Raw genomic sequence first — 21,053 nt, forward strand, 5'->3', positions numbered from 1 at the left:
CTCATGCGGCGCCTCCCGTGCTGCCGAGCAGCAACGCGTTGTTCTCGAAGGCGCGGATTGCCTCCGCCGAGGCCGTGCGGCACAGGTCGTTCTCGCCGGCGGGCGCGCTGCGATGGCGCACCACCTCGACCGGGTCGGACGGATAGTCGGTTGCCGGGTCGAGCGGGTGTGGGCAATTCGAGAGCGTGATCAGCAGGTCCATCTCCGCGCGCAGGTCGATGAAGTCGCCGGCGGTGCGACGGGCGCCGTTCCAGGCGAATGTCCCGTCCGCCGCGACGCTCACCGGCGCGAACAGGCTGATGCAGGGATGCACGTCGCGTCGCGCCAGCCCGAGCTTGCCTGCGGCGAGGATGAAGTTGTCGCGGGTGTTGCGGAAGCCGTCGCCATAGCGCGCCGCCGTTGTCGCCGCGGTCGAGCCGCCGGCCAGCGTGTCGTGGCCGCCGCCGGTATCTTCGACCACCGAGAGCAGCACGCGGCCCATGTCGGACAGGATCACCCGGCCCTTGCGCAGCTCAGCGGTCCACTGCACCTTGATGGTGTCCGCATAGTTCAGCCGTTCGCTGACGTCGTGGCGGTTCCATGCGAGCAGGCTGACGCAGGATTTGCCGCTGGCATTGACGATGCGCAGTGTCTCGCCGCGATCGAGCCGCGTGGTCCAGTACCAGCCGCCCGGAATCGTCTCGTGATGGATCACCGAGGCCGCCGCGATCGGCGCGCCGTCACGCGGTGTCGGCGCCGGCAGCGCCTTCGGGGCATGGCGCTGGCCCGCGGCTTTCAGGTCCTCGTATCGCTTCCGGTTGGTTTCGACTTCGGCCTTCTGCTCCTCGGTCAGGATCATCGGCAACCTCTCTGAGACGCTGTGCCGGGTCGTCCCGGCATGTGCTCCCTCGCGGCCGGGTCGTCCCGTCCAGAGCGGTGTGCGGTGTGCTGCGCGCTGGCGACGCGCCGCGGAAACACTTCGAGATCGCGCGAGATGGTCGCGCCGTAACGCTCGCGCTCCTCGGCGCGGTTGCGGTGGCGTTCGAAGGCGATGACGCGGGTGGCGAGGCTGAACGCCTCGCTGAGATCGTGCGTCACCATCACCACGGTCAGCTCGGTCTCGTGCCAGAGCCGCTTCATCAGCTCGTGGATGTCGGCGCGGATGCCGGGATCGAGCGCGCCGAACGGCTCGTCGAGCAACAGGATCTTTGGCCCGCGCATGATCGCCTGCGCCAGCGCCAGCCGCTGCTGCATGCCGCCGGACAGCGCCGCCGGATATTTGCTCTCGTGGCCGGCGAGGCCGACCTCGGCCAGCAGCGCCATCGCTTCGTCGCGGGCCTTGCGATAGGCCGCGCCGAACAGCTTGCCGAGCAGACGCGACTGCTGCAGCTCGCGGCCGAGCATCACGTTCTGCAACACGGTGAGATGTGGAAACACCGAGTAGCGCTGGAACACGACGCCGCGATCGGCATCGGGCTCCGGCTTCAGCGGCGCGCCGTCGATCAGGATCTGCCCGCGCGTCGGCGTCTCCTCGCCGAGCAGCATGCGCAGGAAGGTGGTCTTGCCGCAGCCGGAGGGGCCGACCAGGGCGATGAACGCGCGCGGGGCGATGTCGAGCGAGATGCGCTCGAGCACGATGTGGTCGTCGTATTCCTTCCAGACGTTGTCGATGCGGATCGCGCTCATGCGGGCCTCACCGCGGCGAACCAGGGGAAGGCTTTCCGCTGCAGCAGCCGCAAGGCGGCATCCATCGCGAAGGCGAGGACGGTGATCCAGATGACGTACGGGATGATCACGTCCATCGACAGATAGCGCCGCACCAGGAAGATGCGGTAGCCGAGACCGGAGTCGGAGGCGATCGCTTCGGCTGCGATCAGGAACAGCCATGCCGGTCCAAGCTGCAGCCGCAGGGTGTCGATCAGTCGCGGCAGCAGTTGCGGCAACACCACGCGCATCGCCACCAGCCACGACGATGCGCCCAGCGTCTGCGCCTTGATCAGCTGCTCGCGCGGCAGCTCGAGCACTCTCATGGCGAGATCGCGCACCATGCAGGGCAGGGTGCCGATCACGATCAGCGCGATCTTGGAATTCTCGCCGAGCCCCATGACGATGAACAGGATCGGCAGCAGCGCCAGCGGCGGCACCATCGAGGAGACCGAGACGAACGGCGCCAACAGCGCGTTCGCGCTCGGCAGCAGGCCGATGACGACGCTGAGCACCAGCGCGAGCCCGGTCGAGATCGCGAGCGCCGAGCCGAGCCGACCGAGGCTCGCCAGCGTGTCCGACAGCATCAGGATGCTGCCGGTGCGTACATCGGTTTCGAACGCCATGCGCTTGACCGCGTCGATCATGCTCGGCAGCGCCGGCAGCAGCTTGTCGTTCGGGTTCTCGGCGAGGCGGATCGCCGAACCGGTGAAGTAGGCGACCGCCAGCAGCACGAATGGAAGCGCGGCCAGGTAGATGCCCGTGGCCCGGCCGGGCCTGAGATTCATGAAACGCATGCGGACGGTCCCTGCTTGGTATGCCGCGCTCAGAGCTTGCCCTTGGCGGCGGCGTCCATGTAGGTCGCGTCGAAGCGCAGCTTGATATTGGCCTTGTCGCCGAGCACGCTCTTGTCGGCGAGTTCGATGCCGACGACATCGGCGGACTTCGCGTCCTTGCCGAGCAGGCCCTTCTCGAACAGGAATTTGCGCACGCGGTCCATGGTGGTGCCGATGGTCGCGCTCTTGGTGAACGCCTCCGCTTCAGCGGCCTTGGAGAACAGGCGGGTGGAGGCGAGCTGGCTCTCGAAGCCCGCGAGGTCGGTGCCGGAGGCCTTGGCCATCGCCTCCTTGGCGTCCTTGGCGGCGGCGTCGGTGCCGGTCATCCTGGCGAGGGTTTCGTACCAGATGCCCGCCAGCGCCTTGCCGAAGTCCGGATTGTCCTTCAGGACCGCGGTGTTGACGACCATCAGGTCCATGATCTCGCCGGGGATCTGCGAGGAATCGAACACCTTCTTGGCATCCGGGCTGGCGAGGATCTCGGCGACGATCGGATTCCAGGTGACGACGGCGGTGACGTCGGGCGTCTTGTAGGCGCCGGCCATGTCCGCGTCCGAGGTGTTCACCACCTTCACGTCCCGCTCGGCGAGCTTGACGCCTTCCAGCGCGCGGGCCAGCAGATAGTGCGAGACCGAGAACTCGACGAGGTTGACCTTCTGGCCCTTGACGGCGGCAAGGTCGCCCTTGCCCTTCAGGATCACCGCGTCGTTGCCATTGGAGAAGTCGCCGACGATCATCGCCGTGGTGTCGACGCCGCCGGCGGCCGGGATCGACAGCGCGTCCATGTTGGTGATCGTCACGGCGTCGAAGGCGCCCGCCGTGTACTGGTTGACCGACTCGACATAGTCATTGAACTGCTTGACCTCGATCGTGAGGCCATACTTGTCGGCCCATTTCTTGACGATGCCGGTGTCGGCGGCATAGCCCCAGGGCATCCAGCCGACATAGATCGACCAGGCGATCTTGAAGCTCTTCTTGGCCTGCGCGTGGGCGGGCACAGCCGTCGCGGCGCCAAGCAGCAGGACGGCGCAGGCCAGTGCGGCTATCGATGTGAGACGTCTCATTTCAAAATCCCCTTCTGCGGCTTCGCGAAAGGGATTGGTGCATGGACCATCGCGCCACCAATCCCTTGGTTTGACGAGGTCTCCCGGGCTTTTGTCCCGCCGTGCACCTGCGAGGATTTGTCCCTCGCAAGCAGTCGCTCTCGGACCAGCGCCTCCTGGCAGGAGGCCGGAACCCTAGCGGCTAACTCGAACACAAGAATGCAGGTTGTGTGCCAGCGTCGCGTCGCTTGATTCCGCAAGGATTTCTGCTGGCGTGATGGTTCTCCGCCGACCGATGGCGCGCGTCTTGGAATGCGCTTTGGGCAGTCTGCTCAAATTTTGGTCAGCCGTCGGGCGCGCGTGCATCGGAGCGATCGCCGGTGCGCGTCATCCGCGGCTGCGCGCGCGGGCGCTCAAGAACGCAAACAAAACAACGCGAAGGTTGGTTCGCACCGCACGCAAGTGGAATCGTCTGAAGACCGTCATCGCAGCACCTCGTCCTGTTATCCCGGCGATGGTCATGCATAATGCGCGCCAGATCGCAGGCGGCGCGATGGCCGGAACAATTGCAGCTGGTGCGCGGGCTATGCTGGTGGAGCGGGCAGCCGAAGGGCGGCGTTCGCAACGGTACGCCGTGCCGCTTCGGCCGTCCTTGCTCGGCTTCTGCCGTCAGCACCGCGGGTGCGCGGTGCTGGTTCCTGAATGGCGAACGGCCTGCCGCTGCTCAGGCGCTGCAGGCGGCGCTGAGCACGGCCTTGACGGAGGCGGTGGCGACGTCGCTGTCGATGCCGACGCCGAACACGCGACGGCCGTCGGCGGTGCGGCACTCGAGATAGGCAGCGGCCTTGGAGTCCGAACCGTGCTTCAGCGCATGCTCGTGGTAATCGACGACGTCGATCGCGAGCCCGCAACTGTCGGCGAGTGCGGCCAGCGCGCTGGAGATCAGCCCGTTGCCGCGGCCGTTGATGCTGAGCAGGCGGCCGTCCACCCGCACCTGGCCGCTGAACGTGCGCTGCTGGTCGCCGCGGCGGCTGCCGGTCTTGTAATCGACCAGCTCGAACCGCTGCGGGCTGGTCAGGTGATAGGCGCTGCAGAAGATCGACCAGATCATCTCGGCGGTCATCTCCTTGCCGGTGCGGTCGGCTTCCTCCTGCACGCGGCGGCTGAAGTCGATCTGCAGATGGCGCGGCAGCTTCAATCCCTGATCCTGCTCGATCACCCAGGCGACGCCGCCCTTGCCGGACTGGCTGTTGACGCGGATGACGGCTTCGTAGGTCTCGCCGATGTCGGCCGGATCGATCGGCAGATATGGCATTTCCCAGACGCCGTCGTTGCGGCTGCGATGCGCCTCGAAGCCCTTGCGGATCGCGTCCTGGTGCGAGCCGGAGAAGGCGGTGTGCACCAGTTCGCCCGCGTAAGGGTGGCGCGGATGCACCGGCAGGGCGTTGCAGTGCTCGACCGTGCGGACGACGCTGCGCATATCGGGGAAATACAGCTTCGGATCGATCCCCTGTGTGTACAGGTTCAACGCCAAGGTGACGATATCGACATTGCCGGTGCGTTCGCCGTTGCCGAACAGGCAGCCTTCGACGCGATCGGCGCCGGCCAGCAACGCGAGCTCGGTCGCTGCGACCGCCGTGCCGCGGTCGTTATGCGGATGCAGGCTGATGATGACGCTGTCGCGGCGCGAGATGCGGCGGCAGAACCACTCGATCTGATCGGCATAGACGTTCGGCATCGCCACCTCGACGGTGGCCGGCAGGTTGAGAATGACCGGATGCTCCGGCGTCGGCTGCCAGATGTCGAGCACGCGCTCGCAGATCTCGAGCGCGAACTCCGGCTCGGTGAAGCAGAACGTCTCGGGCGAGTACTGGAACGTCCAGCGCGTGTCCGGCTGCTTGCGGCTTTCCTCCAGCATGGCGGTGGCGCCTTCGCGGGCGAGATCGACGATCTCGCGCTGGCTCATCTGGAAGACGACGCGGCGGAACAGCGGCGCGGTGGCGTTGTAGAGATGGACGATCGCCTGCTTGGCCCCCTGCAACGATTCGAACGTGCGCGCGATCAGGTCGGCGCGCGATTGCGTGATCACCTGGATCGAGACGTCGTCGGGGATCAGCGCGTCGTCGATCAGCCGGCGGACGAAATCAAACTCGGTCTGCGAGGCGGAGGGAAACGCGACTTCGATCTCCTTGAAGCCGACCCCGACCAGCGTCTTGTAGAAGCGCAGCTTCTTCTCGACGTCCATCGGGTCGGCCAGCGACTGGTTGCCGTCGCGCAGGTCGGTGGAGAGCCAGCGCGGCGCTGTGGTGATCTGCCGGGTGGGCCATTGCCGATCAGGCATGGCGACGGGAGAGACAAAGGGGCGATACTTGGTTTCAGGGTTGGTCAACATGATGCGCATCCGTGCGTCTGAGGTGTTCGTCAGGGTTGAACACGGCAGATACGGCCGCCGGACTGCCGTTAGCCTCGGCGGCCGCCGGTAAGTCGCAGCGAGAGCGCAAGCCGCATCGCGATCGCAGCCGAATCCGTGCGCGCCCGGGCGGGCGACGGCAGCGAAACGGCGAGGGTGAGCGATCGGGACACGGAATTTCCGAGAACGGCTTTCTTGAATGAGATGGCCTGACTATAACCCTGCCAAATCTGACCTTCTCGCGCAAGGGTGCCATTTTTCGTCGAAAAAGGGTCAAATTCACGGTTTGCATGCCGACGCATGCCAGAGGGATCGAACGATGCAGGCAACTCCCGCACCGGCGCTGAATCCGGTGACGCTGCTGGCGGTGGACGACCAGGCATTGCCGGGGCAGCGCCATAGCCATGCCGAGGCTCAGTTGCTCTATGCGGTCAGCGGCGTGTTTACGGTCGCGACCGACCGTGGCGTCTGGGTGGTGCCGCCAAACCGGGCGGTGTGGGTGCCCGCCGGCGTGGAGCACATCACCGCGAGCAGCGGTCCGATCAAGTTCCGGGCGCTGTTCGTCGCGGCCGGAGCGGAGCGGCGGCTGCCGGATGATTGCTGCGTGGTCGAGGTTTCGCCGCTGCTGCGCGAAATGATCGTGCGACTGGCGTCCATCGACGGCCGTCCTGAGCATGCGGCCTATGCCTTGCGGCTGTCGCTGCTGTTGCTCGACGAACTGACGATCCTGCCGGTGCAGCCGCTCAGCCTGCCGATGCCGCGCCACCCGCGGCTCGCCGCCTTCTGCGCGGCGGTGCAGGCTGATCCGGCGCATGCGGTGGTGCTGGAGGAGGCCGCAGCGCGGCTCGGCGTCAGCCGCCGCAGCTTCATGCGCCTGTTCCTGCGCGAAACCGGCATGACGTTTGGCCGCTGGCATCAGCAGGCGCGGCTTCTGGACGCGCAGCTGCGGCTCGCGCAGGGGCATTCGATCCTCAGCGTGGCGCTCGACTGTGGCTATCAAAGTCCGAGCGCGTTCGCGGCCGCGTTCCGCCGCGCCCTCGGCAAGGCTCCGAGCGAATATTTCGCGCGCTGACCATGACCGCGTTGTCGAGCGAAGGCCTGTGCTGGACCTGACCCGGGATGGGCACTGGATCGCGCGGAGAAGGCGTGCCACGACAAGACCTGAGAGCTTCGGCTCTGATGCCATCAGAACCGAAAATGCTCTGACGGCTTGTCTGCGGCGGGATCTTGCGTCCACCTTGTGCGATCATCGTCGCGTGCGCGAGGAAGACATGAGCAACTGGCCATGAGCAACTGGCAAACCTGGGCGCTGCTGTCGGCGGCTTTTGCCGCTCTGACGGCGATCTTCGCCAAGGTCGGGGTCGAGGACATCAATCCCGATTTCGCGACCTTCCTCCGCACGATCGTCATCCTCGTGGTGCTGGCGGCTATTCTGGCCAGCCTTGGCGAATTCCGTTCGCTGGGCTCGATCTCGGGCCGGACCTACGTCTTCCTCGGCCTGTCCGGTTTGGCGACGGGCGCGTCGTGGCTTTGCTACTTCCGCGCGCTAAAGCTCGGTCATGCATCGCAGGTTGCACCGATCGACAAGCTGAGCGTGGTGCTGGTGGCGGTGTTCGGCGTGGTGTTTCTCGGCGAGAAGCTGTCCGTTCCGAATTCGATCGGCGTGGCGCTGATCGCATCGGGCGCGATTCTCGTCGCAGTGAAGCCCTGAGTCCCGAATCGCCATTCTGATTCGGCCGCTTTGCTCGGCCGGTCCGCTGGTAGGCACCGGATGTTGCCGGATTCCGTATGCGATGTTCGGGCTTTCTCAACTCTGCGTCCGGTTCTCCACAGCTCGCGGCCGAACGCTGCAATCTTAACTGATTACGTTCACCGATCGGCAAGCACCCCATGCGATCGAGAGCGGGCCGTGACGATGCTGTTGCGGCTCGCCCTGGCTTGGTTGATGCGGCGAACATTCAAACGGACCGGTGTGGGGCCGGTGTGATCGGGGTGTGCAGGATTGACCGCGCGGTTCGGTGATGTCTGGCAGCGTCTGCGACGGCTGTGCGGCGGCTTCCGCTGCGCGCCGGGCGAACGCGACCATGGCGTGCGCCAGAAACTCCTGGTCGGCGCGGTGATCGCGATAGCCTGCACGGCGATTCTCGCCATGAGCGTGATCGTGCGCTCCTATGGCGACTATCAGCGCGCGCGCGACAATCTGATCGGGCTGGAGAGCTTTCGTCTCATCCTGGAAACCGCGAACCTGCTGTCGGCGGAGCGTGGTCCCTCCAACAGCGTGCTCGGCGAAGGGGTGAAGTCGGAAGGCCCGCTCGCCGCCCGCCTCGCCCTGTTCCGAACCCGTAGCGATGCCGCGCTCGGCACGCTGTTTGCGATGTCGCATTCGAAGACGACCGGGGTGGTGATCCCGGCCGCGCTGCTGACGCCGGTTCGCGACCAGCTCGTGGCCGCCCGGCGCGAGGTCGATCGCGTGGCGGCGCTGCCGCCGCCCTTGCGCAGTCTCGCCGACGTGCAGTCGGTGATCGAGAACATGTTCCAGGTGGTCGATACATTTCAGACGGTGATCCGCTGGAAGGCTGCGCAGCTCACCATCTCGAACCCGGATCTCGCGGGTGAGGTGCTGGCCAGCCGGATGTTCGGCGAGCTGCGCGAGTATGGCGGGCGGCTGGCGTCGGAGATCATGGCGCCGATCGCGGTGCGCGAGCCGCAGCCGGTGAAGAATCTCGCCGCCGCCAACCAGACGCGCGGCCGGTTGATCGAGCTGTGGAATCTTGCCGGCGTGCAGGGCGCGCTCGGCCTGCGTCATCCCCGCTTTGCCGAGGCGCTGCGCGACGTCGAGCGCGAGTTCTTCGGCGACGGTGTGGCGATGGTCGATGCGCTGATCGCCGAGGGACGCAAGTCCGGTGATTATTCGATGACGGCGGAGGAGTTGACGAACCGCTTCGTGCCGACGCTCGAGCCGCTCGAGCGCGCGCGCAAGGTCTTCCTCGATCTCACGGTGGATGAGCTGAACGAGGTCCGCAGCAAGGCGCTGACGATGCTGGGCGGCACGATCGGCATCACCGCGCTGTTCGTCGCGACGTTGCTCGGGCTGATCCTCGCCGCGCAGCGGTTCATCTTCAATCCGCTGCTGCAGGCCCACAACGAGGTGGTCGGATTGACCACCGCCGGCGCTGTCGCATCCGGCCGCGTCGTGCAACACGCGCCCGAGATCCGCCGTCTGTTCGAGGCGATCAGCGCGCTGCGCGACAACCTCGCCGAGCGCGATTCGCTGACGCAGCATCTGCGCCAACTGGCGGAAACCGACGGGCTGACCGGCCTGCTCAACCGGCGGATGCTGGACCTCGTCGGCGAGAACCGTGCCGGCACAGCCGGCGATGGCAGGGCCTGCTTGATCTTGATGGACATCGACCATTTCAAGACCATCAACGACGGCTACGGCCATCTCGAAGGCGACCGGGTGCTGAAGGAGTGCGTGCAGCGCGTCGGCGCGATGCTGCGGGCCAGCGATATCTTCGCCCGGTTCGGCGGCGAGGAGTTCGCGATCCTGATTCCAGATGGCGATTTCGCCGCCGCGGTCGCGCTGGCCAAGCGCGTTCGCTACGTGCTGCAGACCGGCCCATTCGCGCTGACCAGCGGCCACGAGCTGCGGATCACCGCGAGCTTCGGCGTCGCCACCGGTCATCTCGGCCGCGCGTCGTGGCCGCGCTTGATCGAGGCCGCCGATGCCGCGCTCTACCGGGCGAAGTCGGAAGGCCGCAACCGCGTGCGGGTGGCCGAGACGATCCATCTGGTTCCGCCAATGACGCCGCTCGATGCGGAGCATGATCAGGATTCCGGGCGATCGCTGGCGTCGCTTTAGAACGCGATAGCTCAAGCGATGTCGCCGGCTATGGTGCTGTGTGAGGCAAGTCACAGTGATGCGGCGGCGGTGCGCCCATGCTGGTCCATGAGGCAGTCATTTCAGGAGTTCGCCCGTGCGCAGCATGACCGGTCACGACATCTCGGCCCAGCGCTTCCTGGTCATCGGATGCGTCGGCGTCGTCGCGCTGATCGCGGTGCTGCTGGTCGTTGCCGTTCATTGATCGCGCACGGCACGGCGGCTGGATGTCTGCCGGCTTGAACTGAGCCGCGGCCTGCCGCGACTCCTCTGCAAGACCAGATCGTGCGGCGATACGGATCATGCTGCCGACCGCACGGGCTGCTATAGATAGCCGGCGTGACCGGAGGGAGAGTCCCATGCTGCGTCATTTGAAGGCGGCCGCCGCCGTCAGCCTGCTGGCGCTGATCGCCAGTCATCCCGCATTCGCCGAGAACCGCGTCGCGCTGGTGATCGGCAACTCGGCCTATCGCGCGGTGCCGGCGCTGCCGAACGCCCAGAACGATGCCGGCAAGATGAGCGAGATGCTCGGCGCCGCCGGCTTCGAGGTGACGAACGCGCCGGACCTGTCGCAGGACGATCTGCGCAAGACGATCGGCGAATTCGCCGGCAAGCTCGCGGCCAAGGGGCCGGATACAGTGGCGCTGGTGTTCTATGCGGGCCACGGCATCCAGGTCGATGGCGAAAACTTCATCGTTCCCGTCGATGTCGATCCGAAGCGCGAGGCCGATATTCCGCTGCAGGCGGTGCGGCTGAACGATGTGTTGAACACGCTGAATTCGGTGCCGAACAAGGCGCGTATCGTCATGCTCGATGCCTGCCGCAACAACCCGTTCCCGGCGATCAGCCAGTCGACGGGGCGCGGGCTCGCCATGGTCGATACCAAGTCCGGCGCGCCGGGTACCTTCATCTCCTATTCCACCTCGCCTGGATCCGAGGCCGAGGACGGCTCCGGCGCCAACAGCCCGTATACCGCCGCGGTGCTCAATGTGGCGCGCGAGCCGGGCCTGTCGATCGAGGATGCGTTCAAGCGCGTGCGCGTGGCGGTGAACGAGGCGACGCAAGGCCGGCAGGTGCCGTGGGAGAGCTCGTCGCTGACCGGCGACTTCCGTTTCTTCACCGCTGCGGACGCAGCGCAGGCAACCGCTGCCGGTGCGGCCGCTTCGGCGCCGAAGTCCGCCGTGACGCGCTCGATCGATGACTGGAAGCGTGAGCTGCAGGGCAAGCAGCCGTCGGCCGCCTACGATCTGGTGCTGACGGAGAATTCGATCGAAGCCTACGAGGCGTTCGTCGTGCTGTTTGGCGAATCGCCGTTTGCTGCGCGCGCTCGCACGCTGCTCGATCGTCGCAAGGAAATGCTGGCCTGGAACGAGGCGACCCTCATCAACACGCCCGCATCTTATCGCGCGTTCGTCGCCGCTTATCCGGGCAGCGATCTCGCCGCCACCGCGCGCAAGCTCGAGGAGCGCGTGCGCAACCGCTCGCTGAATGCGAATGCGGCGGTGCTGCCGGGAGCGGTGCCGGTCAATGCGACGCCGGTTCCGGTCAATGTGGCGAGCGCGCCGGCGGCGTGCCCCTGCAACATCGCGCCGAAGCAGCCGAAGCAGCCGGTGAGGACGCGGGTCGAGCGGTCCGAGCCCGAGCCGAAACTCAAGCCGAAGCCGGTGAAGCGCGCGGCTGTGCCACCTCCGCCTCCGCCGCGGCGCGTGCGGCCGCCGACCGACGATGATGTGGTTTATGCGCCGCCGCCGCGCGTGGTGGTGCCGCCGCCGATCATTGGGGGAGGCATCGTCATCGGTGGTGGCGGTTATCGGCCCGGTGGCTATCGACCTGGCGGTTACCGGCCGGGCGGCTATCAATCCGGCAGCCGGTATCCCGGCGGCCCTCGTCCGCCGACGGGTTCGCAGCGCTACGACTATCGCTGAGGGAAGAAGATCAGCTACGTGAGTTCATTTCGGAGGCATGTCAGCTATCTTCGAAAATGGACTGCCTGAAGACAGGACTCGCCTCTTTGTGGATCGCAGCTAACACGGCCGCTCAAATAGTTTGAGACGTTGTTGACCCAGGATAGCTGCCGGTCGATGCCGCGTGTCACCGGCTCACCAAGTGGCCCGCCGAAGTCAAATGGCCAGAGACCAACTGGGATCAGCGTGAGCGAAAGGTCGTGAGTCCGATAGCCCTTATCAAAGACCGACTGCAGATCATCCGGCCGTACAATTTGCGCTGTCTTTGGATTCTTTAAATCGGAGAAAGTGACAAGTGTCGGAATCAGATTGCCTCTGACAGGCACCGTATCCGTCAAGCTTTTGATCTTCTCAAATGGCGCCTTGCGACCGATGGCGGCGAGTGCGTTCTCGACCAGATATACTGCCGTCCGTTGTCTCCGCATTGTTGCCGCGGGCCAGTGTTACAAAAGCTTATGGTCTTGGTCCAAATCGATAAAGATCGCATCTCCTCTGACGCCGATCGACCCGTCGCCGGGCAGCAAAGGCGGGTCCTTGCTTAAGTGAACGGCATAGACACCGGATGCGGATTTGATGCCGTCCGGCGTCTCCATGGATGGTGAGCCGGTATTTGTAGTCAGGCCGTGCCAGATAGAGCCAGCCGCGGAACAGCAAGAGAACGATGACGACAGCGCCGACGGCGCGCGGAGAGAGCGTCAGCGCCGCCGAAGGTCCGCTCCGTGGAGCCATGATGTGAGCCGCCCTGCCGGCTGGGGCTTCACCGTAGCGGCCGAGACAATGCCTGCAAACAACGGAAGCAGGCGATGCGCGCTGCTTTTAAAGTAAGGCAAGCAGAAGCTTAATGCCCGCGATATGTATGCTTGGGACGTGTGTGCCTGGCATGGATGCGGCTGTAGACCACCGTCACCACTCGATGCGGGCGTAGTGGGCGCCGCGATGGTCGAGTTCGTCGGCGATCTGGTCGGACCACATCCGCCAGTCGGAATTCTCGCGCACCTGGAACGGCCGCAGGTCCGGATTGCCGTCGTCCTCGTCGAGTGCGAGCTTGACGGCTTGATAGAGCATCAGCAGTCCGTGGGTCGAAAGCTGCTGGATGTCCATGGTGCCCCTGTTCAACGTGATCTCGGTCATGACAGCGCCTCAACGAAGGTTTGCGACGTTCGGTTCCGCCCGGAGGCCTTGATTCACCAAGCCTATGGGGCATCCGCATGCGCGGACGGCGGCGGAATCTGGGCACCGGTCCTCGTTCCGGACCGGGATGATGAGGATCAGGGAAAACCTTGAACAGAAGGATAACGTCGTCTGCCTGGTCCTCCGTCTGCGGGACCTGGCCCAGGTGGCGCTCATCGGCGTCATTCATTTTCGCCGCAGCCGCGTTCCATCGCCGCCGTTCCAACAACGGGTCGGTTGCGGTACGTCAGATGACATGAACTATCCGTTCGATGATCGCTACCGGCGCGAGGTTACCGCGCTTTGCGCGTCCTTCGTCCGCCTGCCCGAGGGCGAGGCGCATCGTCCGCTGAAGCGTGCGGCAGTCGCCATCGCGCTGGTCGAGGCCGAGGTGGATGCGGGGGAGGCCGCGTTCCTGCTGACGCGGCGGACCGACAAGCTGCGCGCCCATGGCGGCCAGTGGGCGCTGCCCGGCGGTCGCTGCGATGCCGGCGAGACGGTCGCGCAAGCGGCGTTGCGCGAACTTGAGGAGGAGGTCGGATTGCGCCTCGGCGCCGATGCGGTGCTCGGTCTGTTGGACGACTATCCGACCCGCTCGGGTTATCTGATCACGCCGGTCGTCGTCTGGGCCGGACGCGGTGCGGCCCTGCAGCCGAATCCGGATGAGGTCGCCTCCGTGCATCGGATTCCGCTGAAGGACATCACGCCCGAGCATGTGGTGAGCTTCGCGTCGATCCCCGAGAGCGATCGGCCGATCGTGCGCATCCTGATCAACGGCAACCATGTCAACGCGCCGACCGCGGCGATGATCTATCAGTTCCGCGAGATGCTGGTGGGGCGGCTGACGCGCGTGGCCGAGTTCGAGCAGCCCGTGTTCGCCTGGCGCTGAGCGGAGCAGTCCGGCAACACGCGTAGATCATACTCTATCGTACGCGCACTCTTATAGAACTCGCACTCTATCGAACCCGCACGTAAGCCGGCTGCAGGCCGGGATGCATCCGTGACAGTGCAAGGCTCGTGCGCATCCGGAAGCGGCGTGACGGCGGTGTGCGCCGGGCCGGAATCAGGAAGGCGGCGAGTGGTTGCGTCTTACGCCGCGATGCGAGCAACGGCGCACCGCGATGCAGCGAGATCGTGACGTAGGCGAGACAGCCCGCAACGCCGGCGCAGAGCACGGCGGAGAGGGACGCGGCGGTGAGCCAGAACCAAATCGTCATGGTCGGACCATCGGCTTTCAGCGTTGCATTCATACGACGCCCCAAGCCAACATTCGGTTCGCGCAATCGTTCCAAATTATGACCGGACTTCGGTATCAGTCAGGCGCTTGGCGTTCGAGCCATGCGGCCCGGACACGTCTCGGCCAGCGCCAAATACCGGGCGACGACGCTTTGCCGCAGATGAGCCGTCGGTCGCTGAACGACCGCGCGATCTGCCGCACATGACGAAAGCGCCGCTGCTGGGCAACGGCGCTTTCGTTCGTTAAGTCGTCTGCTGAGTGCTGTCGCCGGCGCGATGTCGGCCAGCGATTGCGCAAGGCTCTTAGATCTTCTGTGCGGTCCAGGTGCCCGAGCACGGGCCGCCGCGCCAGGTGCCGGAGCCGGATGCCTCGGCGAGCTTGCCGATGCCGAACGCGCGCTTGATGCCCTGGATCACGGTCACGGTGATGCCGCCATGATCGGCAACGCGGCCGGTCACACCAACTTCCGACATGCTGGAAGCGATGCGGCCAGCATTGATCTGGATCGGCAGCGCCACGCCGGTCTCGCACGTACCCTTGGTGGTGACGATGCTGACGGTCCAGGCGCCGTCGAACGACGCCTTGGCCGAGGTGCCGGCGGCGAGGGCGAGGCCGCTCGCGATGGCCACGATGGCCAGGCGGCTCTTGGTGATCTTCAACACAATAACGTCCTTCTCAAATCACGCGCGGAAGCGTGGGAAGCGCGATCAGTCCCGTCGTCTGGAGGTTCGCGTCATCGGGTCCGGCGCCCAAACGGCAATGTCCGGTTTCGATCGAACGGAATGACATTCCTGTCCATTAAGGGCAAATGGGGCGACTTCGAGGCGCTGCACAAGCATGAAGCTCTGCGTAAACCGCAGGCGTGCCGCGGGCTTCAGCCGCCGTTCAGAAAGAGGCCGCCGACGGGCAACCCGCCGACGGCCCCCCGGGCGTTACGCCGGATCCACGACGCATACTCACATGGACCCGAACCCGGAATGCCGTTTTCGGCCGGTATGCATGAACCGTCAAAGCAAACCGAGTCTTAACGTAAAGCATCAAGCTTAACCGATCGGTCGGCCCTGCCGGGCCGCGGCGACGATGTCCGGTTTGCGACGTTGCGGTTGAATTGTGCCGCGATTTCCTCTCTTTAGCCGATGCGCGGCTTGCTTATAGAACCGCGTTCCGCGCAGCGGACCACGGCACCCTCCAAACCGGAGGCGCGGCAGGTGTCCGGCGCGAAAGCACCAGATAAGGTCAGTGGAGGACCGCCGATGATCAGCCTTCCGTTCCGCACCCGCAGGTCCCGGACCCGTGCGTCCCGCCCGCAGCCGGGATTGCGTGTCACATGGTTCGCGGCCGCTATCGTTGCCGCCGTCGTGCCGTTTGCGGCGACACCGGCACGGGCGCAGTCCTATCCGGACCGGCCGATCACCATGGTCGTGGCGTTCGCGCCCGGCGGCTCGACCTCGATCGTCGCCCGTGCGGTGGCGGACCGCATGAGCGAGACGCTCGGCCAGAAGGTCATCATCGACAACCGTCCCGGCGCCGGCGGCACCATCGGCACCAAGGCCGTCGCCGGCAGCGCGCCGGATGGTTACACCATCGCGCTCGGCTACACCGGTACGCTGGCGATCGGCCCGACGCTCTACAGCCATGCCGGCTACGACCCGCGCAAGGATTTCGCGCCGATCGGCCTGATCGGCAACGCGCCGAATTCGCTGGTGGTGCATCCGTCGTTCCCGGCGAAGACCGTCGCCGAGCTGATCGCCTACGCCAAGGCCAACCCCGGCAAGGTGAACTTCGGCTCCGCCGGCGTCGGCACCGCGAGCCACGTCTCCGGCGAATACTTCGCCAACGCCGCCGGCATCAAGCTGATCCACATTCCCTACAAGGGCACTGGCCCGGCGCTGACCGACCTGATCGGCGGCCATATCCCGATGGCGTTCGCGCCGATTCCGGCAACCCATTCGAACATTTCCGGCGGTACGCTGCGGGCGCTCGCAGTCACCAGCACCACCCGCATCGCGCTGTTGCCGGACGTGCCGACGATTTCGGAGGCGGGTCTCACCGGCTTCGATGCCTCGCTCTATTATGGCCTGGTGGCGCCGGCCGGCACGCCGCGGCCGATCATCGACAAGCTGAACGCGGCTTTGCGTGAAGCCCTGGACTCGGACGACGTGAAGAAGCGTCTGGTCGCCGACGGCACCAACGTCACGCCATCGACGCCGGAGGAGTATGCGGCGTTCATCGATACCGACGAGGCCAAGTGGTCGAAGATCGTCAAGGCCTCCGGCGCCAAGGGCGACTGAGAAGGGTGACTGAGAGTGAATGAGGGGCGATAACGGACGCCCGTTGTCGGGCGCTGCGCATAATTGAGCCGGAATTGGTTGCGATAGCGCAGCGCACGGCATGCTGCCGGGGGCGAGGACCGATTTTGAAGACACGTTGCTTGCGGCTGGCGTTGCTCGCGCTGCCGTTCCTGCCAGTCGCGGCTTTCGCTCAAGCGCAGGGGGCGCCGCCTGCGGGCACGTCCGCGCCCAGTGCCGAGGCGATGGCCGATTATCACCGACGCTTGCGCGACTACACGCTCGCCTCGCAGAGCTACGAGAGCGAAGCGCACGCTTATTGGCGCGCGGTGGTCGAGAAGCGGCAGGCGCGCAGCGCCAAGCGGCGCGCCGGTCAGGACGTTACCCTCGACGACTATGTGCTGACCCAGCCGCCGGTCTATGCCGGGCCGCCGCGGCCGGTTGATCCGTCGGCGCCTAACAAGCCGCCGCCGCAGCCACGCGACAAGAAGTATGTGCCGACGATCCCGGAGATGCTGGATTCAGCGCGGCGCTTCTTCCAGTTCGTGCCGCAGCGGCCGGCGAGCGAGGCCGAGTTCAAGCGGGCCTATGCGCAGGCGCTGACCGCCGAGGGTGTGCCGCCCGAGATCGCCATCCGCCTCTACGCCTTCGAGACCGGCGGCAACGGCACCTACGACGTGCAGTCGGGCTTGCTCAACGCCCGGCCCGGCGCCAAGCCGTTGTCACCGGCGGTCGGCTACAACCAGCTGCTGATCACCTACACCATGCATCTGCTCGCCGACTATGGCGACGATGTCGTTCGCCTGCTGCAGGCGAAGGCGCTGCCCGGTCAGCAGCGCGAGGCGATGCAGACGAAGATCGCGGCGCTGCGCCGCATGGTCGCCTTCAGCCGCATGGTGCCGGCCGACTGGAATGCGCAGGAGAAGCTCGGCGAAACCCAGCAGGGCTGGGGCGTGCAGGCGGTGCTGCTCGATGTCGATATCGGCCCGCTGCTGCAGGCGCGCAAGCTCACCGGCTCGTTCCGCTTCGCCCGCATGCGCGGCCATCGCGATCGGCTGAGCGCGGCGGAGATGCAGATGATGAACCTGATGGGCGATGGCAACGGCCTCGACATCATCACCATGCCGCAGGCGTGGCGCGACCGGGTGCCGACGTCGAACTTCTTTCAGCGCCGCGGCTATGAGCGCAACACGGTGGCGATCCGCAACAATACGGTGGCGAAGTTGCTCGCCGTCACCGACCAGCGCATGGACGCGGGCTCCCGCGAGGCGGGCGCGCGCGAGCTTGCCGCGTCGTTTTAGGGTGCGATTGATCTGACATTGCGGATTGATCACGGCGTCATTCCGGGACGCGCGAAATGCTCAAGTCGGCCACAGCCGATTTGAGATCGCGCGGGCCCGGAATCCATAACCGCTGCGTCCGCGGATTGTATGCGGGCTCAGTCAACTCACGCTTTGAACGATTCACTCAGGCAGGGCGTATGGATTCCGGGCTCGCGAGCGTTGCTCGCGCCCCGCAATGACGCTCGATGACTGACATGGTCTGTCAAACGTTCAGCCCGGCAGCCATGTGATCGCGGCGATCACCAGCAGCATCAGCAGCAGCGTTTCCGCCACCAGCAGCAGCACCGGGCGGAAGCCGAGCTTTGCCACCGCGCGGATCGAGGTCTTCATGCCGAGTGCGGCGATCGCCACCACCAGGCCCCACCGCGAGACCTGCGCCAGCACCGGCAGCGCCGCCTGCGGGATCGCGTGCAGGCTGTTCAGCGCGGCGAGGGCGGCAAAGCCGATCAGGAAACCCGGAATCGCCGGCGTGGCCCGCACGCCCTCGCTCTGTCCGCCCGCGAACATCAGGCCGAGTACGTAGACCGCGGGCAACAGCAGCAGCACCCGGAACAGCTTGGTCAGCGTCGCCAGATGGCCGGTCTCGTCGGAGATGCTGAAGCCCGCGCCCGCCACCTGCGCGACATCGTGGATGGTGCCGCCGAGGAAGATGCCGGCCGCGCGATGGTCGAAGTGCAGCGCGGCCGCGATCGCCGGATAGATGATCATCGCCAGCGTCGACAGCGCGGTCACGCCGATCACCGTGAAGGCGGTGTCGCGTTCGGAGGTCTCGGTCTTCGGCAGGATCGCGGCGATCGCCAGCGCGGCGGATGCGCCGCAGATCGCCACCGCGCCGCCGGTCAGCGCGCCGACGCGGCGGTCGAGGCCGAGCAGGGGCGCGGCCAGCGCGCCGAACGCGATCGTCACCGCGACGCCCGCGACCATCGTGCCGATCGGCGCCACGCCGAGGCTGCCGAGATCGGCCGCGGTCATCTGCGCGCCAAGCAGCGCGATCGACCAGCGCAGCACATGCTTGGCGGCGAAGTTGATGCCGGCGACGCAGCGGCCTTCCTCGAAGAGAAAATTCAGCGCCATGCCGAGCAGCAGCGCGAACAGCATCACCGGCGCCGCATAGTGTTCCGACAGCGAGGTCGCGGCGATCGCGACGACGACGCTGGCGAGCAATCCGGGCATGGTGAGCCGGAGGATGTCGCCGATGCGCCGTCCGCCCGCGAAGGCGCGGAGACGTGGGGTTTCGATGTCGGTCATGAGGCTGCTTGGCGTTGGGTCTTGGAGAGAGCGAGAGGCGGAGCGCCTCTCGCAAGGTGTTGATGTGGGGGTGCGCTCAGGCGCGGTAGTAAGGCTTGTCGCCGGCCACGGTGACACGATGGGCGTAGCGGCGGTTCGGCCAATAGTCGAACATCGCCTGGTGCTGGCACGAGCGGTTGTCCCAGAACGCCACCGAGTGCTTCTGCCACTTGAAGCGGCAGTGGAATTCCGGCGTCTCGACATGGCGGAACAGCATCTCCAGCAAGGCGTCGCTTTCGCTGCGCTTGAGCTGGGTGACCTTGGTGGTGAAGCCGCGGTTGACGAACAGCAGCTTGCGCTGCGTCACCGGATGGGTACGGATCACCGGGTGTTCCGCCTGTGGAAATGTCTGGTCGCTCGCGCCATTGCGGCGGCGATGGGTGATCGCCTTGGCGCTGTCGTGGATCGCCGTCAGCCCCTCGAGGAAACGCTTCATCGAATCCGACAGCGTGTCATAGGCCGCGTACATGTTGGCGAACATGGTGTCGCCGCCGCCGTTCGCCGCCGGCTCGTGCATGTAGAGGATCGATCCCATCGGCGGCTCGGCGTCGCAGGACACGTCCGAGTGCCACTCTTCGCCGGCCACATGCTTGCTCTTCTCGTCGGCCTTGATGACGAGGATTTCCGGGTGTCCCTCGATCAGCTTCGGCGCGTTGGGGTGGTAGTGCAGCTTGCCGAACAGCTTGCCGAAATCCTTGTGCTGCTCGACCGTCAGCTCCTGGTCGCGGAAGAAGATCACCAGGTTTTCCATCAGCGCATCGTGCACCTCCTGGAACTGCTGGTTGCCGAGCGGCTTGGCGAGATCGATGCCGTGGATCTCCGCGCCGATGGTCGGCGTCAGCTTGCGAACGTCGATGGTCTGGTAGGCCATGGTGGTTTCCTTAACGCTGGCTGTGAAACGGCGTTTCCGAGGCCGGCACCATAACAAGCGCTCTCCTGCGCCCGGCGCGGGAAGTCGACAAATTCCGTATTACGGAATAGGCTTCCCGCATGCCGCTCGCTTCACCCGCAGCGATCGCGCCGGTCGAGCGCGCCTTTCTGCTCCTGGAGGCGCTGAACCGCCATCGCACCTCGACGCTGGCCGAACTCGCGGCCGCGACCGCGCTGCCGAAATCGACGGTCGCGCGGCTGCTGGAGACCTTGATCGCGCTCGGCTACGTGACGCGGGTGTCGCGCAGCATCGGCTATCGCATCACCGACCGGGTGCTGGCGCTGGCGGCCGGGGTGCGCTTCATCGATCATCTGGTGCACGCGGCGGCGGGGCCGATGAGCGCCTTCACGCAGCGGACCGGATGGCCGGTCTATCTCGGCACCGTCAGCGATGCGGTGGTTCTGCTGCGGCACACCACGGCGCCGGAAAGCCCGCTTTCGTTCGAGACCGCGGGCTACGACCTGAAGTTTCAGATTTACGAAAGCGCGCTCGGCCTCGCCTATCTCGCCTTCTGCGCGGCGGACGAGCGGCGCTCGATCATCGATGCGGTGGTCATGCGCGACGGCGGCAAGATGCCCGCGGCCCAGCGGGCGCTGCTGGAGCGGCGGCTCGCGATCGTGCGCGAGCGCGGCTACGCGTTCACGCGCTCAAACCGGTCGCGGCGGCTGAACGGCATGGCGGTGCCGATCGTGCGCGGCCAGCATGTGATGGGCGCGTTGACGCTGCGTTATCCGAAGCGGGTGATGACGGAGGAGCAGGCGGCGCAACGCTATGGGCCGGAATTGAGTGCGCTCGCACGCGAGATCGCCCAGCAGTCGTTCGCGGGCGCGCCCGCCCCATGAGGTGAAAGCCGTCCCGGCCGTGAGCGGTCGGCGCGGCATCGTGCCGCTTCTTGCATTGCTCTTCGTCGTTCGGCTGGGTTGACGTTGGCGCCGTCCTGCCGTCATCTCGGTCAACAATTTGGCTAGGGGAGAAATTTTC

General features: G+C 66.0%; 18 protein-coding genes and 1 riboswitch. Of the genes, 8 read left to right on the top strand and 10 right to left on the bottom strand.

Annotation, left to right across the window (positions count from 1 at the left end; translation table 11 throughout):
* Position 1: 1 nt before the first annotated feature.
* From X566_RS11685 to leuA, 5 genes are all read right to left on the bottom strand, one after another.
* Entirely contained in the window at positions 2-838 is an 837-nt protein-coding gene (locus X566_RS11685) for an urea amidolyase associated protein UAAP1 (RefSeq protein ID WP_034466380.1), read from the bottom strand.
* On the bottom strand, positions 835-1,665 hold the full coding sequence (locus tag X566_RS11690; protein ID WP_034466382.1) for an ABC transporter ATP-binding protein: 831 nt from the start codon (positions 1,663-1,665) through the stop codon (positions 835-837). The genes X566_RS11685 and X566_RS11690 overlap by 4 nt, the downstream gene beginning before the upstream one ends.
* On the bottom strand, positions 1,662-2,480 hold the full coding sequence (locus tag X566_RS11695) for an ABC transporter permease (RefSeq protein WP_034466385.1): 819 nt from the start codon (positions 2,478-2,480) through the stop codon (positions 1,662-1,664). Before X566_RS11695 ends, X566_RS11690 begins: the two co-directional genes overlap by 4 nt.
* 29 nt (positions 2,481-2,509) lie before the next feature.
* Complete coding sequence (locus X566_RS11700; protein ID WP_034466387.1) at positions 2,510-3,583, bottom strand: putative urea ABC transporter substrate-binding protein; 1,074 nt, start codon at positions 3,581-3,583, stop codon at positions 2,510-2,512.
* Positions 3,584-3,661: 78 nt separating this feature from the next.
* Positions 3,662-3,772: riboswitch (guanidine-I (ykkC/yxkD leader) on the bottom strand.
* A 514-nt stretch (positions 3,773-4,286) separates the two neighbouring features.
* Positions 4,287-5,954, bottom strand: coding sequence for a 2-isopropylmalate synthase (gene leuA, locus X566_RS11705; RefSeq protein WP_034468424.1), 1,668 nt, complete (start codon positions 5,952-5,954; stop codon positions 4,287-4,289).
* 337 nt (positions 5,955-6,291) lie between these two features.
* On the opposite strand from leuA, the gene X566_RS11715 reads away from it, so the two are divergent.
* The 4 genes from X566_RS11715 to X566_RS11730 all read left to right on the top strand — a co-directional run bounded on the left by X566_RS11715 (position 6,292) and on the right by X566_RS11730 (position 11,777).
* Entirely contained in the window at positions 6,292-7,044 is a 753-nt protein-coding gene (locus X566_RS11715; RefSeq protein ID WP_034466394.1) for a helix-turn-helix domain-containing protein, read from the top strand.
* A 213-nt stretch (positions 7,045-7,257) separates the two neighbouring features.
* Complete coding sequence (locus tag X566_RS11720) at positions 7,258-7,683, top strand: EamA family transporter (protein ID WP_034466395.1); 426 nt, start codon at positions 7,258-7,260, stop codon at positions 7,681-7,683.
* A gap of 291 nt (positions 7,684-7,974) precedes the next feature.
* Positions 7,975-9,834: a GGDEF domain-containing protein gene (locus tag X566_RS11725; protein WP_051444033.1), complete on the top strand. Its 1,860-nt coding sequence runs from the start codon at positions 7,975-7,977 to the stop codon at positions 9,832-9,834.
* A gap of 377 nt (positions 9,835-10,211) precedes the next feature.
* Positions 10,212-11,777: a caspase family protein gene (locus X566_RS11730; RefSeq protein WP_051444034.1), complete on the top strand. Its 1,566-nt coding sequence runs from the start codon at positions 10,212-10,214 to the stop codon at positions 11,775-11,777.
* A gap of 942 nt (positions 11,778-12,719) precedes the next feature.
* Here the strand turns inward: X566_RS11730 and X566_RS11735 are convergent.
* On the bottom strand, positions 12,720-12,947 hold the full coding sequence (locus X566_RS11735) for a hypothetical protein (RefSeq protein WP_034466398.1): 228 nt from the start codon (positions 12,945-12,947) through the stop codon (positions 12,720-12,722).
* Positions 12,948-13,242: 295 nt separating this feature from the next.
* On the opposite strand from X566_RS11735, the gene X566_RS11740 reads away from it, so the two are divergent.
* Positions 13,243-13,875, top strand: coding sequence for a CoA pyrophosphatase (locus X566_RS11740; protein WP_034468429.1), 633 nt, complete (start codon positions 13,243-13,245; stop codon positions 13,873-13,875).
* A gap of 67 nt (positions 13,876-13,942) precedes the next feature.
* Here the strand turns inward: X566_RS11740 and X566_RS11745 are convergent, their stop codons facing one another.
* Positions 13,943-14,236 carry a hypothetical protein gene (locus X566_RS11745; RefSeq protein ID WP_034466399.1) on the bottom strand — a complete coding sequence of 98 codons (294 nt, stop codon included), beginning with the start codon at positions 14,234-14,236 and terminating at the stop codon, positions 13,943-13,945.
* A gap of 289 nt (positions 14,237-14,525) precedes the next feature.
* Positions 14,526-14,885: a hypothetical protein gene (locus X566_RS11750; RefSeq protein WP_244434727.1), complete on the bottom strand. Its 360-nt coding sequence runs from the start codon at positions 14,883-14,885 to the stop codon at positions 14,526-14,528.
* Between the two features lie 591 nt (positions 14,886-15,476).
* Here X566_RS11750 and X566_RS11755 point away from each other — a divergent pair.
* On the top strand, positions 15,477-16,514 hold the full coding sequence (locus X566_RS11755) for a tripartite tricarboxylate transporter substrate binding protein (RefSeq protein WP_081740236.1): 1,038 nt from the start codon (positions 15,477-15,479) through the stop codon (positions 16,512-16,514).
* 125 nt (positions 16,515-16,639) lie between these two features.
* The gene (locus X566_RS11760; protein ID WP_034466401.1) at positions 16,640-17,812 is read left to right on the top strand and encodes a hypothetical protein; all 1,173 of its coding nucleotides are present in this window, start codon (positions 16,640-16,642) and stop codon (positions 17,810-17,812) included.
* A gap of 252 nt (positions 17,813-18,064) precedes the next feature.
* Here the strand turns inward: X566_RS11760 and X566_RS11765 are convergent, their stop codons facing one another.
* Together X566_RS11765 and X566_RS11770 are read right to left on the bottom strand one after the other, a co-directional pair.
* Positions 18,065-19,102, bottom strand: coding sequence for a YeiH family protein (locus tag X566_RS11765; RefSeq protein ID WP_034466404.1), 1,038 nt, complete (start codon positions 19,100-19,102; stop codon positions 18,065-18,067).
* 76 nt (positions 19,103-19,178) lie between these two features.
* The gene (locus tag X566_RS11770) at positions 19,179-20,012 is read right to left on the bottom strand and encodes a TauD/TfdA family dioxygenase (RefSeq protein ID WP_034466407.1); all 834 of its coding nucleotides are present in this window, start codon (positions 20,010-20,012) and stop codon (positions 19,179-19,181) included.
* Between the two features lie 119 nt (positions 20,013-20,131).
* On the opposite strand from X566_RS11770, the gene X566_RS23920 reads away from it, so the two are divergent.
* Positions 20,132-20,914, top strand: coding sequence for a helix-turn-helix domain-containing protein (locus X566_RS23920; RefSeq protein WP_051444035.1), 783 nt, complete (start codon positions 20,132-20,134; stop codon positions 20,912-20,914).
* Positions 20,915-21,053: the final 139 nt, after the last annotated feature.

Source organism: Afipia sp. P52-10, assembly GCF_000516555.1.
In the GTDB taxonomy this organism is placed as follows: Bacteria; Pseudomonadota; Alphaproteobacteria; order Rhizobiales; family Xanthobacteraceae; genus P52-10.

Bases quoted from the DNA above. Each gene is read 5' to 3' on its own strand.
- X566_RS11685 (WP_034466380.1), bottom strand. From the start codon at position 838: ATGATCCTGACCGAGGAGCAGAAGGCCGAAGTCGAAACCAACCGGAAG.
- X566_RS11695 (WP_034466385.1), bottom strand. From the start codon at position 2,480: ATGCGTTTCATGAATCTCAGGCCCGGCCGGGCCACGGGCATCTACCTG.
- leuA (WP_034468424.1), bottom strand. From the start codon at position 5,954: ATGTTGACCAACCCTGAAACCAAGTATCGCCCCTTTGTCTCTCCCGTC.
- X566_RS11690 (WP_034466382.1), bottom strand. From the start codon at position 1,665: ATGAGCGCGATCCGCATCGACAACGTCTGGAAGGAATACGACGACCAC.
- X566_RS11700 (WP_034466387.1), bottom strand. From the start codon at position 3,583: ATGAGACGTCTCACATCGATAGCCGCACTGGCCTGCGCCGTCCTGCTG.
- X566_RS11755 (WP_081740236.1), top strand. From the start codon at position 15,477: ATGATCAGCCTTCCGTTCCGCACCCGCAGGTCCCGGACCCGTGCGTCC.
- X566_RS11770 (WP_034466407.1), bottom strand. From the start codon at position 20,012: ATGGCCTACCAGACCATCGACGTTCGCAAGCTGACGCCGACCATCGGC.
- X566_RS11730 (WP_051444034.1), top strand. From the start codon at position 10,212: ATGCTGCGTCATTTGAAGGCGGCCGCCGCCGTCAGCCTGCTGGCGCTG.
- X566_RS23920 (WP_051444035.1), top strand. From the start codon at position 20,132: ATGCCGCTCGCTTCACCCGCAGCGATCGCGCCGGTCGAGCGCGCCTTT.
- X566_RS11765 (WP_034466404.1), bottom strand. From the start codon at position 19,102: ATGACCGACATCGAAACCCCACGTCTCCGCGCCTTCGCGGGCGGACGG.
- X566_RS11735 (WP_034466398.1), bottom strand. From the start codon at position 12,947: ATGACCGAGATCACGTTGAACAGGGGCACCATGGACATCCAGCAGCTT.
- X566_RS11715 (WP_034466394.1), top strand. From the start codon at position 6,292: ATGCAGGCAACTCCCGCACCGGCGCTGAATCCGGTGACGCTGCTGGCG.
- X566_RS11745 (WP_034466399.1), bottom strand. From the start codon at position 14,236: ATGAATGCAACGCTGAAAGCCGATGGTCCGACCATGACGATTTGGTTC.
- X566_RS11720 (WP_034466395.1), top strand. From the start codon at position 7,258: ATGAGCAACTGGCAAACCTGGGCGCTGCTGTCGGCGGCTTTTGCCGCT.
- X566_RS11740 (WP_034468429.1), top strand. From the start codon at position 13,243: ATGAACTATCCGTTCGATGATCGCTACCGGCGCGAGGTTACCGCGCTT.